The sequence below is a fragment of the Pseudomonas sp. xss_2 genome (assembly GCF_043104195.1).
In the GTDB taxonomy this organism is placed as follows: domain Bacteria; phylum Pseudomonadota; class Gammaproteobacteria; order Pseudomonadales; family Pseudomonadaceae; genus Aquipseudomonas; species Aquipseudomonas urmiensis.
The window spans coordinates 1-14,719 of the sequence record NZ_JBICKL010000016.1 but is presented as its reverse complement, the minus strand read 5'-3'; the positions used below and the strand labels follow the sequence as shown (position 1 = coordinate 14,719).

Below are 14,719 nucleotides of genomic sequence, written 5' to 3'. Positions count from 1 at the left end.
GATTGTACCGACGCCAGTGCCGGCTGTCAGGCTCGCGAGGGCCAGAACAGCGCTGTGTGGCGACGGCGACAGGCGCTCATTGCCCGATACGCTGTGGGGCGTCATAATGTAGCCCCTTTTTTCTCCCCCTACATGTGGAAGGTTCCCGTGACTCAGAAGCCCGACCAGTGTCTTGGTGAGTGGATCGATCGTGAAGCGCTTGCTGAAGCGATGATCCCGCTTATCGGTCAGCTCTACCGCAATAACAACGTGGTGAGCTCGATCTATGGCCGCAGCCTGATCAACCGTTCGGTTATCTCGATCCTCAAAGCCCACCGCTTTGCGCGTCACCGTCAGAGCGACGAGACCGAGCTGTCCGTCCACGAGACATTCCCGCTGCTCAAAGCGATGAGCGAGCTGAAACTGGGCGCCGCTTCGGTCGACCTGGGCAAGCTGGCCAACAAGTTCAAGCTCGAAGGCAATGGCCGCAGCGCCGAGCAGTTCGTGCGCGAAGAGCTGGCTGACGTGGTTGGCCAACAGAACGCCTCGGCGCGCAAAGGCACCGACGTTGTCCTGTACGGCTTCGGTCGCATCGGCCGCCTGCTGGCGCGCATCCTGATCGAAAAAACCGGTGGTGGCGACGGCCTGCGTCTGCGCGCCATCGTCGTGCGCAAAGGCGCCGAGAACGACCTGGTCAAGCGTGCCAGCCTGCTGCGTCGGGACTCGGTGCACGGCCCGTTCGATGGCACCATCACCATCGACGAAGCCAACAACACCATCACCGCCAACGGCAACCTGATCCAGGTTATCTACGCGAAGAACCCAAGCGAAGTCGACTACACCCAGTACGGCATTGAAAACGCCCTGATCGTCGACAACACCGGCGTATGGCGTGACGCTGACGGCCTCGGCCAGCACCTGGCTTGCCCGGGCGCTGCCCGCGTGATCCTCACCGCGCCTGGCAAAGGCGCGCTGAAGAACATCGTGCATGGCATCAACCATGGCGACATCAGCGCAGATGACAAGATCATCTCCGCCGCCTCCTGCACCACCAACGCCATCGTGCCGGTGCTCAAGGCGATCAACGACCAGTACGGCATCGTCAATGGTCACGTCGAAACCGTTCACTCGTTTACCAACGACCAGAACCTGATCGACAACTTCCACAAGGGCAGCCGTCGTGGCCGCGCCGCGCCGCTGAACATGGTTATCACCGAAACCGGTGCTGCCACTGCTGCTGCCAAGGCGCTGCCAGTGCTCAAGGGCAAGCTGACCGGTAACGCGATCCGCGTTCCGACGCCTAACGTGTCGATGGCCATCCTCAACCTGAATCTCGAGAAGGGCACCAGCCGCGAAGAGATCAACGAGTACCTGCGCCAGACCGCCATGCACTCCGAGCTGCATAAGCAGATCGACTACGTCAGCTCGCAGGAAGTGGTTTCCACTGACTTCGTAGGCTCGCGCCACGCCGGTGTAGTGGACGCTGAAGCGACCATCTGCAATGACAATCGCGTTGTTCTGTACGTCTGGTACGACAACGAATTCGGCTACAGCTGCCAGGTGGTTCGTGTGATGGAAGACATGGCCGGTGTGAACCCGCCAGCGTTTCCACGCTGATTCGCTTGTAAGGCAATGAAAAAACGGGAACCTTCGGGTTCCCGTTTTTTTTGTCCAGCCTATTGTGGTGTCTGTGCTGGCGCTATCGCGGGGCAAGCCCGCTCCCACGCAGCACGCTCCCGCGCAGCCTGGTTTCCCACGTAGCCTAGGCGCCCACGCAGCTTGTGTTGTTATACGTGGGAGCGGGCTTGCCCCGCGATAGCGCCGGCCCAGACAACCGAGACTCAATGAATGCGCGCAACGCTCCTGCTCACCCTGCTACTGCTTGGCGCCTGCGACCAGCGCCCAACCCTGGAGCGCCTCAGCGGCCCGACCATGGGCAGCAGCTACAGCATCCAGTACGTGCGTGAAGCCGATGGCCCGCCCCCCGAGCAGGTCCGCCAAGCCGTCGAAGCGATCCTGCACGACATCGACCAGCACTACTCCACCTACCGCAGCGATTCCGCCGTCAGTCAGTTCAATCAGCTCTCCGCCAATCAGTGCCTGGCCATGCCCGCCGACCTGCTTGAATTGGTCGACTTCGGCCAACACTTGGCCGAGCAGAGCGCTGGCGCCTTCGATCTCACGGTCGAACCCTTGCTCGACCTGTGGGGCTTTGGCCCCCAAGCCCGTCATGAGCGGGTTCCTGATCCGCACGCTTTGGCCCAGGCCCGCCAGCGCGTCGGCTACCAGCACCTGCGCCGCGAACCGGGCATGCTGTGCAAGGAGGGCGCAGTAGAACTCGACTTCAACAGCATCGCCGCCGGCCATGCCGTCGACCTGATCGCCCAGCGCTTGGCTGCCATGGGCATCGCCAACTTCCTCGCTGAAGCTACTGGGGAGCTCAAGGCAGTAGGGCGCAAGCCCGATGGCAGGCCCTGGCGCATCGCCCTGGAGCTGCCGCGCGCAGACCGCCAGATCGCCCGCCAGGTGATCAGCGTCAATGGCCTGGCCGTGTCGACCTCGGGTGACTATCGCAACTATTTCGAGGAGAATGGCCGGCGCTATTCACACACCTTCGACGCGCGCCTGGGGCGGCCGGTCGAACATGAACTGGCTTCGGTGACCGTGCTCGATGCCTCGGCGCTGCAAGCCGACGGCTATTCGACCTTGTTGTTGATCATGGGGCCGGAGCGTGGCTGGGATTACGCCGTCGCCCATGACATCGCCGCGATTCTGGTGACCCGGGTCGAGGGTGGCTTCGTCTCTCAGGCTACGCCCAGCTTCGAGCGGGCAGTGAAAGGCGAGTGAAAGCGTAGGCAGGGATGATCGGCGCCAGGGAATCGGTGAACGATAACGACAATGTAGTGCAGGCAAAAATGGCCTACGACGCGACCAAGGGTTAATGTGCGCGGCGTTCACGCTTGATTAGACTGCACCCGAATTTTCTCATGGCGCCCCGGCGACATGATCGAGTCCCGCGGCTACCGTGGCCGGCGGGCGAGTTCTGAAGGAGTACGCATGGCTGTCTACAACTACGACGTAGTGGTGCTGGGTTCCGGCCCGGCCGGAGAAGGTGCGGCAATGAACGCCGCCAAAGCAGGGCGCAAGGTGGCGATGGTCGATAGCCGTCGCCAAGTCGGCGGCAACTGCACCCACCTGGGCACCATCCCGTCCAAGGCACTGCGTCACTCGGTGCGGCAGATCATGCAGTTCAACACCAACCCGATGTTCCGTGCCATCGGTGAGCCGCGCTGGTTCTCCTTCCCGGACGTGCTCAAGAGCGCCGAGAAGGTCATCTCCAAGCAAGTCGCCTCGCGCACCGGCTACTACGCGCGCAACCGTGTCGACGTGTTCTTTGGCACCGGCAGCTTCGCCGACGAGCAGACCGTCGAAGTGGTCTGCCCCAATGGCGTGGTCGAGAAACTGGTCGCCAAGCACATCATCATCGCCACCGGCTCGCGCCCGTATCGCCCAGCCGATATCGACTTCCATCACCCACGGGTCTACGACAGCGACACCATCCTCAGCCTGAGCCACACCCCGCGCAAGCTGATCGTCTATGGCGCTGGCGTGATCGGTTGCGAATACGCCTCGATCTTCAGCGGCCTGGGCGTACTGGTCGAGTTGGTCGACAACCGCGGCCAGCTGCTGAGCTTCCTCGATTCGGAAATCTCCCAGGCGCTGAGCTACCACTTCAGCAACAACAACATCACCGTGCGCCATAACGAGGAGTACGAGCGGGTTGAAGGCCTGGACAATGGGGTGATCCTGCACCTGAAGTCGGGCAAGAAGATCAAGGCTGACGCCTTGCTGTGGTGTAACGGCCGCACCGGCAACACCGACAAGCTGGGCCTGGAAAACATCGGCATCAAGGTCAACAGCCGTGGCCAGATCGAGGTCGACGAGGCCTACCGCACCACCGTGCCGAACATCTATGGCGCGGGTGACGTGATCGGCTGGCCGAGCCTGGCCAGTGCTGCCCACGACCAGGGTCGTTCGGCGGCTGGCAGCATCGTCGACAACGGCAGCTGGCGCTTCGTCAACGATGTACCGACCGGCATCTACACCATTCCGGAGATCAGCTCGATCGGCAAGAACGAGCAGGAGCTGACCCAGGCCAAAGTGCCTTATGAAGTCGGCAAGGCGTTCTTCAAGAGCATGGCCCGCGCGCAGATCGCCGGCGAGCCGCAAGGCATGTTGAAGATCCTGTTCCACCGCGAGACGTTGCAGATCCTCGGCGTGCACTGCTTCGGCTACCAGGCTTCGGAGATCGTCCACATCGGCCAGGCGATCATGGATCAGCCGGGTGAGCGCAACACCCTGAAGTACTTCGTCAACACCACCTTCAACTACCCGACCATGGCCGAAGCCTATCGGGTAGCGGCCTACGACGGCCTGAACCGGCTTTTTTGAGCGGCTCCGGCCGGTGGCCTGAGCCGGTCGGGGAGTGCGGGTTCAGTCCTTCCCAAGGGTGGTCTTGGCCAAACCGGGAAAGTCTGTAATCAGGCTATCAGCGCCAAAGTCGGCGAGTCGGCGCATCAGTGCCGGCTCGTTGACCGTCCACACCGACACGTGCAACCCCTGGCGCTGGGCCTTGATTAGGCGCTCTGGGGTGCATAGCGTCCAGTTCAGAGCCAGCATCTGGCAGTTGTAGTTCTGCGCGACCTTCAGCGGGTCGAGCCAGGCATATTCGGCGACCAACCCACGCGACACGTCCGGGACCAGCTCCAGGGCGGCGCCGAGCACTTCGCGCGAGCTCGAGGTAATGGTGATCTTGTCCAGCAGGCCGTATTGCTGGGCCAGTTCGCGGATCGCCAGCACAGTGCCGGCAGCGCGGGTGCGCGAGGCGCTCTTGACCTCCAGCTGCCAATGCTCGAAATCACACTTCTCGAACAGCTCCTCAAGACGAGGAATCGGGCACGGCTGGACATGCCCTGGGCCGCCCTTGCGGGCGTCGTAGGTGGCAAGGTCGGCGGCAATGTGCTCGACCACCTTGCCGCGCCGGCCGGTGGTGCGCTTGAGGGTCGGGTCGTGGATCACCATCAGCTGGTTGTCGGCCGACAGGTGCAGGTCCAGCTCGCAGCGGTTGACGCCGTGCGACAAGCACTTGCGAAAGCTGGTCAGGGTATTTTCGGGCGCTTCGCCCTTGGCGCCGCGATGGCCGTAGATCAGGGTCACGTTCGTTCCTTCAAATCAAAAAGAGCAGGGCTCAGGAGGCGGGATCGTTCTGTTCCAGCGCCTGGCGTCGTTGCTGTTGCTGGCGCTGCAAGATGTAGCGGGCGAGCAGTTGGCGCTGGGCATCGGTCATGTCGGTGAATTCGGTGCCGACCTCGTAATCGCCATCCGGGCGCAGGTCGCAATGGGTGACCCTGCCGCGCAGCAGCAGGCCATGGGCGCGGGGCATCAGCACCATTTTCACTTTGACCCGAGTGCCTGGGGCGATCTGCTGGGCCTGGGCGAACTCGATGCCGCCTTCGGACAGAATCACCCGGTGCGGCTGGCCGATTTCGCCCAACAGGGTCTGGGCGACCACGGCGCTGAGCAGGTCGAGGCGTTTGTTCTGGGCGCGCAGAAACGCGGCGAGGGTGCGGTCTTTGTCACTCAACTGGCGTAGCAGGTGCTGGGATTCGAAGTCCGACAGGTGCAGTTCGCTGAGCAGGTTGAATAGCGGCGAATCATCCTGCAACAGTTCTGGCTCAAGGGCCTCAGCCGCGCTCAAGGGGCTGATTTCCAGTGCGATCCTGTCTTCGATGCGGTAGTATTCGCGGCGATCTTCATCGTCTAATGTCGTCATGGCGAACCCAAGGTTACGGCGGTGGTCCGAGTGTAAAGCCGCCGTAGGCGCCCCGCCACAAGGACGTTCCCTTTCATCCGAACAAGCCCCGACATGTTCAGACCTCTATTCGCATTCATCGGTACGCGTTATACCCGTGCCAAGCGTCGCAATCACTTCGTCTCGTTCATTTCCCTGACCTCGATGATCGGCCTCGCCCTGGGCGTGGTGGTGATGATCGTAGTGCTCTCGGTCATGAACGGTTTCGATCACGAGATGCGTACCCGCGTGCTTGGCATGATCCCTCACGCCACACTTGAGAGCGGCCAACCGATCAATGATTGGCCGGCCCTTGCTCAACAAGTAAAGCAGAATCCGCAAGTGCTGGCGGTGGCGCCCTTCACCCAGATGCAGGGCCTGCTGACCCACGACGGCAAAGTCTCCAAGGTGCTGCTCAATGGCATCGATCCGGCCCGTGAGCGGGAGGTGTCGATCATCGACAACTTCATTCGCGAAGGTAGCCTGGACAAGCTGGCGCCGGGTGAGTGGGGCATCATGATCGGCGACAAGGCCGCCGCCAAACTGGGCGTTGCCATCGGCGACAAGCTGACCTTCGTCGCCCCCGAGGTCAGCGTGACGCCGGCCGGCATGTTCCCGCGCATGAAGCGCTTTACCGTGGTCGGCACCTTCCACGTCGGTGCTGGCGAGATCGACGGTTATATGGGGCTGACCAACATTGCCGATCTGTCCCGCCTGCACCGCTGGAAGCCCGATCAGGTCCAGGGTGTGCGGCTGAAGTTCGACGACCTGTTCCAGGCCCCACGGGTTGCCTGGGATATCGCTCAGCGCCTGGGCGACCAGGAGTTCTACGCCCGCGACTGGACCCGCAGCCACGGCAACCTGTACCAGGCGATTCGCATGGAGAAGGCCATGATCGGCCTGCTGCTGTTGCTGATCGTCGCGGTCGCGGCGTTCAACATCATTTCTACCCTGGTGATGGTGGTCAACGACAAGAAAGGCGACATCGCCATCTTGCGTACGCTCGGCGCCACGCCCGGGCAGATCATGGCCATCTTCATGGTCCAGGGTACGGTCATCGGCGTGGTCGGGACCTTGATCGGCGCCGTCGTCGGCATCATCGCCGCACTCAATGTCAGCGCCGCGATCGCCGGCCTGGAGACGTTGATCGGGCACAAGTTCCTCAACGCCGATGTGTACTTCATCGATTACCTGCCGTCGCAGATCATGGCCCAGGACGTCTGGCAGGTCTGTGGCGCGGCATTGGTCCTGAGTTTCTTCGCCACCCTGTACCCGGCCTGGCGTGCGGCCCGCACCCAGCCTGCAGAGGCGCTACGTTATGAGTGAGTCGCGCATGAGTGATAAAGCCGTTCTGAGTTGCCGCAACCTGGGCAAGTCCTACGACGAGGGCCCGGAGTCGGTGCAGGTGCTGGCCAATCTGCAGCTGGAGCTGCACCCCGGCGAGCGTGTGGCCATCGTCGGTAGCTCAGGTTCGGGCAAGAGTACCTTGCTCAACCTGCTCGGCGGTCTTGATACCCCAAGCCAGGGCAGCGTGTGGTTGGCCGGCGAGGAGTTGTCGGCGCTCGGTGAGCGCGCCCGCGGCCTGCTGCGCAACCGCGCGCTGGGCTTCGTCTACCAGTTCCACCACCTGCTGGCCGAGTTCACTGCTCTGGAAAACGTCTGCATGCCGCTGCTGATCGGTCGCACGCCGATCCCGGAGGCGCGCGAGCGGGCTGAAGCGCTGCTCAAGCGCGTGGGCTTGAGCCATCGCCTGAGCCACAAGCCGGCTGAATTGTCCGGTGGTGAGCGTCAGCGCGTGGCGATTGCCCGGGCGCTGGTCAATCGGCCAGGCCTGGTGATGCTCGATGAGCCGACCGGCAACCTCGACCACCACACCGCCCAGGGAATTCAGGAGCTGATGCAAGAGCTTTCCAGCGCTTCGCAAACCGCCTTCCTGGTGGTCACCCACGACCTCAACCTGGCGCGTCAGATGGACCGCGTATTGAAGCTCGAAGACGGCCACCTGGTGGCGATCTGAGTCGCTTGCCCGGGGCGGGATAAACCGCCCCGCAACTTTTTTCTTGGGTGTTCTCGTACATGTTCAGACCCTTGCCCTTGTTCATCGGTGCTCGCTACACCCGTGCCAAGCGCCGCAATCACTTCATCTCGTTCATCTCCATGACCTCGATGATCGGCCTGTCCCTGGGCGTGCTGGCGATGATCGTGGTGCTGTCGGTGATGAACGGCTTCCAGCGTGAGATGAGCTCGCGCATTCTCGGCTTGGTGCCGCATGCCAGCATCCTTGGCGTGCAACCGCTGGATGATTGGCAAAAAGTCGCCGATGCCGCGCTGAAGAACCCGGCAGTGATCGCCGCGGCGCCGATTACCGAAATGGAAGGCATGCTGTCCTACAAAGGCGCGATGCAGCCGATTCAGGTGGGCGGTATCGACCCGGCCGAAGAGGGCAAGGTTTCCATCGTGGGGCAGCACATCGTCCAAGGTAGCCTGCAAGACCTGGTGCCGGGTGAATACGGCGTGGTCATCGGCGAGCTGACGGCGCGACGTTTCCGCCTCAATACCGGAGACAAACTCACCCTGATCGTTCCTGAGATCAGCAAGGCGCCGGGCGGTATCACCCCGCGCATGCAGCGCCTGACCGTGGTTGGCATCTTCAAGGTTGGCGCCGAACTGGATGGCTCGCAGGCCTACATCAACGTCGCCGATGCCGGCGAGATGCAGCGTTGGGCACCGGGCAGCGTGCAGGGCGTGCGGCTCAAGTTACATGACTTGTATGCCGCGCCGCAGGTGTCCAAGGCAATTGCTGCGCAGCTGGGGGCGGCCTATCACGCCGATGACTGGTCGCACACCCAAGGCAGCCTGTTCAGCGCCATGAAGATGGAAAAGACCATGATCGGCCTGCTGCTGATGATGATCATCGCGGTGGCGGCGTTCAACATCATCGCCACCTTGGTGATGGTGGTGAACGACAAGGGTTCGGACATCGCCATCCTGCGCACCATCGGCGCCACGCCTGCGCAAATCATGGGGACGTTCATGGTCCAGGGCAGCTTGATCGGTATTGTCGGCACCTTGATCGGTGGCGTGCTTGGGGTGATTGCCGCACTCAACGTCAGCCAGATCGTTGGCTGGCTGGAGCGGGTCAGTGGCCAGCATATCTTCACATCCGATGTGTACTTCATCAGCAGCCTGCCTTCGCAGTTGCAATGGACTGATGTGGCAATAATCTGCACGGCAGGGTTGGTGATGAGCTTCCTGGCGACTATCTATCCGGCGTACCGCGCTTCGCAGATCGAGCCGGCCATGGCGCTGCGTTACGAGTGATGGATTGGGGGCCGCTTTACGGCGGCCCCGGTCATCCCGGTAGGTTGATCACAAATCGCGTCCAGCCACCCTCACATTCCGCCCGAATCCCCCCGCCATGCGCCTGGACGATCGACCGGGTAATCGCCAGTCCCAAGCCCGCATGCTCGCTGCTGCCTTCCCGTCGCGCAGGATCAGCCCGGTAGAAGCGATCAAACAAGCGCTGCAACGCCCCCGCCTCAATCGCAGGCCCGGTGTTGGCCACTGTGATACTCAACCCCGCAGCCAAGCTCACCTTGATCGTGCCACCTTGAGGGGTGAAGCGCAGCGCATTGTCCAGCAGGTTGGAAAGCGCCCGCCGCAGCATGTGCCGATCGCCCTCGATCGTCGCCGCGCCCTCGCGTAGCAGTTGCACGTCGCTTTCCTCGGCCAGCGCAGCGTAATAGTCGAGCAGGGCATCGATCTCCGCAGCCAAATCCAGCGGCTGGCGGTTGGGCATCAACAAGCCATGGTCAGCCTTGGCCAGGTAGAGCATGTCGTTGACCAGTTGGGCCATCCACTGCAGCTCTTCGAGGTTGCCATGCAGCGCCTCGCGATACTCTTCCAGGCTGCGCGGACGGGTCAGGGTGACCTGGGTGTGGGTCAGCAGGTTGGACAGCGGCGTGCGCAGCTCATGGGCGATATCGGCAGAAAATGCCGAGAGCCGCTGGAAGGCGTCATCCAGACGCTGCAGCATGGCGTTCACCGTGCTGGCCAGCTGCGCCAATTCTTCTGGCATCTGCGCCACCGGCAGGCGCGTGGTCAGGGACTGGGCACTGACGCTCGCCGCCACTTCGCCGATCTGTCTTAACGGTCGTAGCCCGCGCCGCGCGGCCCAGGCGCCGAGCAGGGCGGTGGCCAGTGCCGACAGGCCGACGGTGAGCCAGATCAGTCGCTGCATGCCCTGCAAGAAGTGTTGGTGGTGGGTAATGTCGAGGAACAGGGTCAGTTGCGCGGCGTGCTCAGCGTGCTCATCGAGCGGCACGGACAGGCTGCGGTAATCGACGCTGTCGGCACGCAAGGTGGCCAGGCCAGGTTGCACCGCATCCTCAGGTAGCCCTGGGCGACTCTGGAACCACAGCTCGCCTTCGGCGCCACGAATACGCAGCGCGAGATCGGCCTGGTGGCTGAGTTCTCCACGCAGCGCTGGCAGTCGGGTGGCCAGTTTGTCCACCGAGTCGACCCCGGCCAGTTGGCTGCGCAACTGCGACAGGCGGGCGCCGAGCAGTTGTTGGTCGAGTTCGATGAAATGGTGTTTGCTGGCATGGCTGAACAACAACCCGGCAGTCAACGACACCGCCGCGGTGCAGGCGGCGAACAGCAGGGCCAGGCGGCTGCCCAGCGACAATTGGCGCATCAGTCCTGGCGCTCCTCAAGCACGTAGCCCATGCCGCGCACGGTGTGGATCAGCTTGTTGCGATGGGCATCATCGATCTTCAGGCGCAAGCGGCGGATGGCGACTTCGATGACATTGGTGTCGCTGTCGAAATTCATGTCCCAGACCTGGGAAGCGATCAATGACTTGGGCAGTACCTCGCCTTGGCGACGCAACAGCAGTTCGAGCAGGGCGAACTCCTTGGCGGTAAGGTCGATGCGCAGGCCGGCGCGCTCGGCGCGGCGACGAATCAGGTCCAGACGTAAATCGGCGAGGGTCAGCGTGGTGTCAAGGCTAGGGCTGGCACCGCGTCGTAACAGGCTGCGCACGCGCGCTAACAGCTCGGAGAAGGCAAACGGCTTGACCAGGTAATCGTCCGCGCCAAGTTCCAGGCCGTGCACGCGATCCTCCACGGCATCGCGTGCGGTCAGAAACAACACTGGCGTCTCCAGGCCCGCCTGGCGCACGGCTTGAAGAATCTGCCAGCCGTCACGGCCAGGCAGCATTACATCGAGGATCAATAGCGCATGATCGCCGGTCAGCGCCAGGTGCAGGCCGGTTTCGCCATCGGCGGCAAGCTCGGTGGCGAAGCCTGCTTCGCTCAGGCCCTGGCGCAGGTATTGGCCGGTCTTGGCCTGGTCCTCGACGATCAGCAGTTTCATGCACGGTCCTTCTCATGTTGAAGTCCATCGCCCGGCTGGATGCGCTGGCGTGCGGAAATGATACGTGATGGTTTTGCCCTTCGCCCAAGCTGACGAAGTTGTAATCTTCCTGTCAGCTAGCCGCCAGTCATTGCCCGATAAAGTCGCTTCATCATCGCTGTAACCCCGGAGTAGATATGAAACACCCGCTCATCGCCGCCGCCCTCGCGCTGTTCAGCCTACCTGTGCTGGCTGATAGCAGCCATGGCTTGGCCTTTGGCGAGCCAGCCCCGGCAGCCAAGGCCACGCGCACCGTCGAGGTCGTGCTCAAGGACATTTCCTTCGAACCGAAAAGCCTGCAGGTAAAAGCCGGTGAAACGGTGCGCTTCGTCCTCATCAACCAAGGCCAATTGCCCCACGAGTTCAACCTGGGCGACAAGGCCATGCACGTCGAGCACCAGAAACAGATGATCGCCATGCAGGGCAAGCTGTTCACCGCCGGGATGAATCACGAGGGCATGGACCACAACCAAATGGCCCATGGCGAGCACGGCCATGCGGGAGGCAATACGGTACTGCTGCAGCCGGGTCAGCGCGGCGAGTTGACCTGGACCTTCCGCACCTCGGCACCGATCGAATTCGCCTGCAACGTGCCCGGTCACTACCAGGCTGGCATGGTCGGGCCGTTGACCATCGAGTGACTTGCTGCCCAAGGCGGGGTGCAAAACCGGTAGACTAGGGGCAGTTTCGAACTTTCAGGTCAGATTCCATGCACCCCGCAGCCGAACACTCTCCGCTGGGCAAGTCCAGCGAATACATCTCTACCTACACGCCATCGCTGCTGTTCCCCATCCCACGCCTGGCCAAGTGGGCCGAGCTTGGGGTCAGTGGCGATGCCCTGCCATGGCAGGGCGTCGATTACTGGAACTGCTTCGAGCTGTCCTGGCTGTTGCCTTCGGGCAAGCCAGTGGTGGCCATCGGCGAGTTCGCCATACCGGCAGATTCACCGAATATCATCGAGTCCAAGTCGTTCAAGTTGTACCTCAACTCGCTGAACCAGACGGTTTTCGCCTCTACCGATGAGCTGCAGGCGTGCCTTGAGAAGGACCTGTCAGCGGCGGCTGGCAAGCCGGTAGCGGTGCGCGTGCGCACCCTGGCTGAGGTTGAAGGTGAGGGCGTGGTGGCGCTGCCGGGGCAGTGCATCGATGGGCTGGATGTGGCGATCAGCAACTACGAGCAGCCACAACCACAGTTGTTGCAGTGCGATCCGCAGCGGGTGGTGGAGGAGGCGGTTCACAGCCATCTGCTCAAGTCCAACTGCCCGGTCACTGGCCAGCCTGACTGGGGTAGCGTGGTGGTGGAGTACAAGGGGCTGGCGCTGGATCATGCCAGTCTGCTGATCTATCTGGTCAGCTTCCGCCAACATGCAGACTTCCATGAGCAGTGTGTGGAGCGGATCTATCTGGACCTCAAGCGCTTGCTCAAGCCTGAGTATCTGACAGTGTATGCGCGCTATGTACGCCGGGGGGGCTTGGATATCAACCCGTATCGCAGCACTGGGGCGATCAGTCCGAGCAATCTGCGACTGGTTCGTCAGTGACAGTGCGGGGGCCGCTTGGCGGCCCCGTATAATGTTGACCCGGGCCTAGATGCCCATGCTGTGCAGGCTATTGGCGATACTGCGCAGGGTGGCAGTCAGGTCCGGGTGTTCGACTTCAAAGCGCTCGACCGCCAGGTGGAAACCATCAGCCAGGTTGTTGTCCGGCGTAGCTTCCTCAAGCTTCAACTGAGCTTCGATCTGTCTGGCTTCTTCATGCAGCGCGGCCAACTCTTCTTCCGTGAGCGGCACATTTCGATCCAGTTGCTCGCGCAGGCTGTTCAGCCGCTCTTGCAGTTCGCGGGCAGGCATTGGGTGTTCTCCCTCTATGGCTTGGCAAAGCATGGACCTCGGCAACTAGGCAAAGGTTCTCACCTGTCTTCAAGCGTAATCCACTCGCCGCTGCTTTGCATGATCCGCGTCAATCACCCTGTGTCAGGGTTTTTCGCCCTTGCGCCGACGTTGGGCGATGTCCGCCAGGCAGGTATCGAGTACTTCCAGATGATCGATCACCGAGTGCACGCCCAGGCTGAACAGCTCAAGGGTCGCCTTGCCTCGCGCTAGCTCGCGATCTTGCGGGTTCATGGCTTGCCACTGGGTCGAGGAAAGATCGCATGAGGGACTACACGCCGCCAGGCCTACCGTCCACAGCCCAGCGTTGAGCCCGCACTGCAGCAAGCGCGGGTCGCCGCTGACCACCACGCAACCGTCCAACTGCTGGCTTTGCAGTTGCATCAGCGCTTGCCAGCAGGCATTGGGCGCAGGCCAAGGGGGGGAGGCGGTCAGCTGCCCCGGTAGCCACTGCGGCAGCACACTGGCCAATTGCTCGCTTTGCGAGGTGTTGAGTTCATCGAGCCAGATGCAGGGAATGTGTTGCTGACGCAAGCCGGCTAGGGTTTGCAGGGCGCCGGGGGCAGGGAGGGGGTTGCCCTCGGCTGGCTGGACTAGGCAGCTGCGCAAGCCGAAGAGCACAGCGGTGAAGGCGGGTGCGTCGTGCATGGTAACGTCCCTGAAATACTGCGCAGGCTATGCGTCGATTGTTACCGTGGGATGACTTCGCAACAGATGTTCACAAAATGTTGAGCAATAATGTGTAAAGGTGTTTATCAGCCAGCGACCCTTTATACTGTCGCCTTCTTAAGCAGCGCGCCAAGGCGCCTGCGACCGTGAAATCCGATGGAGAAACATCTATGCATAGGATCGGTGCCGGAGTGATCGAGCGAATCACCCACGCCTGTGTCTGCGCCAGCCTGCTATTGGCGCCCGTGGCGGCCACCCAGGCGGCGACCGAAGAAGATCCCTGGGAGGCTGTCAACCGCCCGATCTTCAGGTTCAACGACACCCTTGATACCTATGCCCTCAAGCCGCTGGCCCAGGGTTACCAGGCGATCACCCCGCAGTTTCTCGAAGACGGCATTCACAACATCTTCCGTAACCTGGGCGATGTCACCAACCTGGCCAACAATGTCCTGCAGCTCAAGCCGCATGCGGCTGGCGTGGATACCGCGCGGTTGATCCTCAACACCACCTTTGGCCTGGGCGGTTTCTTCGACGTCGGCACCAAGATGGGCCTGCAGCGCAACGACGAAGACTTCGGCCAGACCCTGGGTTACTGGGGCGTAGCCAGCGGCCCGTATGTGGTGATCCCACTGCTTGGCCCAAGCACCGTGCGCGATGGCCTGGCCAAGTATCCGGACACCTACACCGAACCCTACCGTTACATCGACCACGTGCCGACGCGCAACTCGATCATTCCCGTGGACATCATCGACACCCGCGCCAGCCTGCTGTCGGCCGAGAAGCTGATCAGTGGCGACAAGTACGTGTTCATCCGCAACGCGTACTTGCAGAATCGCGAGTTCAAGGTCAAGGATGGCGAAGTCGAAGACGACTTCTGATCTCAGTATTTTGTGAAACTGGGGCCGCTTCGCCGCCCT

Annotated in this window: 15 protein-coding genes; 9 read left to right on the top strand and 6 right to left on the bottom strand. The window is 62.1% G+C overall.

Translation table 11 applies throughout. From position 1 onward, the window contains the following. The first annotated feature begins 132 nt into the window (after window positions 1-132). The 3 genes from ACF8K2_RS02595 to sthA all read left to right on the top strand — a co-directional run bounded on the left by ACF8K2_RS02595 (window position 133) and on the right by sthA (window position 4,431). Window positions 133-1,596: a glyceraldehyde-3-phosphate dehydrogenase gene (locus ACF8K2_RS02595; RefSeq protein WP_186556340.1), complete on the top strand. Its 1,464-nt coding sequence runs from the start codon at window positions 133-135 to the stop codon at window positions 1,594-1,596. 231 nt (window positions 1,597-1,827) lie between these two features. Beyond that, a complete protein-coding gene (locus ACF8K2_RS02590; RefSeq protein WP_392463339.1) occupies window positions 1,828-2,826 on the top strand; it encodes an FAD:protein FMN transferase in 999 nt (332 codons plus the stop codon). A gap of 210 nt (window positions 2,827-3,036) precedes the next feature. Continuing rightward, window positions 3,037-4,431: a Si-specific NAD(P)(+) transhydrogenase gene (gene sthA, locus ACF8K2_RS02585; protein ID WP_186556342.1), complete on the top strand. Its 1,395-nt coding sequence runs from the start codon at window positions 3,037-3,039 to the stop codon at window positions 4,429-4,431. Window positions 4,432-4,473: 42 nt separating this feature from the next. Here the strand turns inward: sthA and ACF8K2_RS02580 are convergent, their stop codons facing one another. Then, a complete protein-coding gene (locus ACF8K2_RS02580; protein WP_392463338.1) occupies window positions 4,474-5,196 on the bottom strand; it encodes a glycerophosphodiester phosphodiesterase in 723 nt (240 codons plus the stop codon). Between the two features lie 31 nt (window positions 5,197-5,227). Next, window positions 5,228-5,812, bottom strand: coding sequence for a PilZ domain-containing protein (locus ACF8K2_RS02575; RefSeq protein WP_368971335.1), 585 nt, complete (start codon window positions 5,810-5,812; stop codon window positions 5,228-5,230). Window positions 5,813-5,905: 93 nt separating this feature from the next. Between ACF8K2_RS02575 and ACF8K2_RS02570 the strand changes: the two genes are divergently transcribed. Genes ACF8K2_RS02570 through ACF8K2_RS02560 form a run of 3 tightly spaced genes read left to right on the top strand, consistent with a single transcriptional unit; the run spans window position 5,906 to window position 9,151 of the window. Continuing rightward, a complete protein-coding gene (locus ACF8K2_RS02570; protein ID WP_186556345.1) occupies window positions 5,906-7,156 on the top strand; it encodes a lipoprotein-releasing ABC transporter permease subunit in 1,251 nt (416 codons plus the stop codon). Between the two features lie 7 nt (window positions 7,157-7,163). Next, window positions 7,164-7,847, top strand: coding sequence for a lipoprotein-releasing ABC transporter ATP-binding protein LolD (gene lolD / locus ACF8K2_RS02565; protein WP_186556346.1), 684 nt, complete (start codon window positions 7,164-7,166; stop codon window positions 7,845-7,847). 59 nt (window positions 7,848-7,906) lie between these two features. Then, a complete protein-coding gene (locus ACF8K2_RS02560) occupies window positions 7,907-9,151 on the top strand; it encodes a lipoprotein-releasing ABC transporter permease subunit (RefSeq protein ID WP_368971336.1) in 1,245 nt (414 codons plus the stop codon). A gap of 31 nt (window positions 9,152-9,182) precedes the next feature. Here ACF8K2_RS02560 and ACF8K2_RS02555 read toward each other — a convergent pair whose 3' ends face one another. Further along, the gene (locus tag ACF8K2_RS02555) at window positions 9,183-10,526 is read right to left on the bottom strand and encodes a heavy metal sensor histidine kinase (RefSeq protein ID WP_392463335.1); all 1,344 of its coding nucleotides are present in this window, start codon (window positions 10,524-10,526) and stop codon (window positions 9,183-9,185) included. Then, a complete protein-coding gene (locus tag ACF8K2_RS02550; RefSeq protein WP_264235441.1) occupies window positions 10,526-11,206 on the bottom strand; it encodes a heavy metal response regulator transcription factor in 681 nt (226 codons plus the stop codon). Before ACF8K2_RS02550 ends, ACF8K2_RS02555 begins: the two co-directional genes overlap by 1 nt. Before the next feature lie 176 nt (window positions 11,207-11,382). On the opposite strand from ACF8K2_RS02550, the gene ACF8K2_RS02545 reads away from it, so the two are divergent. Together ACF8K2_RS02545 and queF are read left to right on the top strand one after the other, a co-directional pair. Further along, window positions 11,383-11,886: a plastocyanin/azurin family copper-binding protein gene (locus ACF8K2_RS02545; protein WP_392463333.1), complete on the top strand. Its 504-nt coding sequence runs from the start codon at window positions 11,383-11,385 to the stop codon at window positions 11,884-11,886. A gap of 68 nt (window positions 11,887-11,954) precedes the next feature. Then, window positions 11,955-12,785, top strand: coding sequence for an NADPH-dependent 7-cyano-7-deazaguanine reductase QueF (gene queF / locus ACF8K2_RS02540; RefSeq protein ID WP_392463331.1), 831 nt, complete (start codon window positions 11,955-11,957; stop codon window positions 12,783-12,785). 45 nt (window positions 12,786-12,830) lie between these two features. Here queF and ACF8K2_RS02535 read toward each other — a convergent pair whose 3' ends face one another. Together ACF8K2_RS02535 and ACF8K2_RS02530 are read right to left on the bottom strand one after the other, a co-directional pair. Continuing rightward, window positions 12,831-13,094, bottom strand: coding sequence for a DUF4404 family protein (locus ACF8K2_RS02535; protein ID WP_392463329.1), 264 nt, complete (start codon window positions 13,092-13,094; stop codon window positions 12,831-12,833). A gap of 123 nt (window positions 13,095-13,217) precedes the next feature. Next, entirely contained in the window at window positions 13,218-13,781 is a 564-nt protein-coding gene (locus ACF8K2_RS02530; RefSeq protein WP_392463327.1) for a phosphonoacetaldehyde phosphonohydrolase-related protein, read from the bottom strand. Window positions 13,782-13,972: 191 nt separating this feature from the next. On the opposite strand from ACF8K2_RS02530, the gene ACF8K2_RS02525 reads away from it, so the two are divergent. Then, window positions 13,973-14,680: a VacJ family lipoprotein gene (locus tag ACF8K2_RS02525; protein WP_392463326.1), complete on the top strand. Its 708-nt coding sequence runs from the start codon at window positions 13,973-13,975 to the stop codon at window positions 14,678-14,680. Window positions 14,681-14,719: the final 39 nt, after the last annotated feature.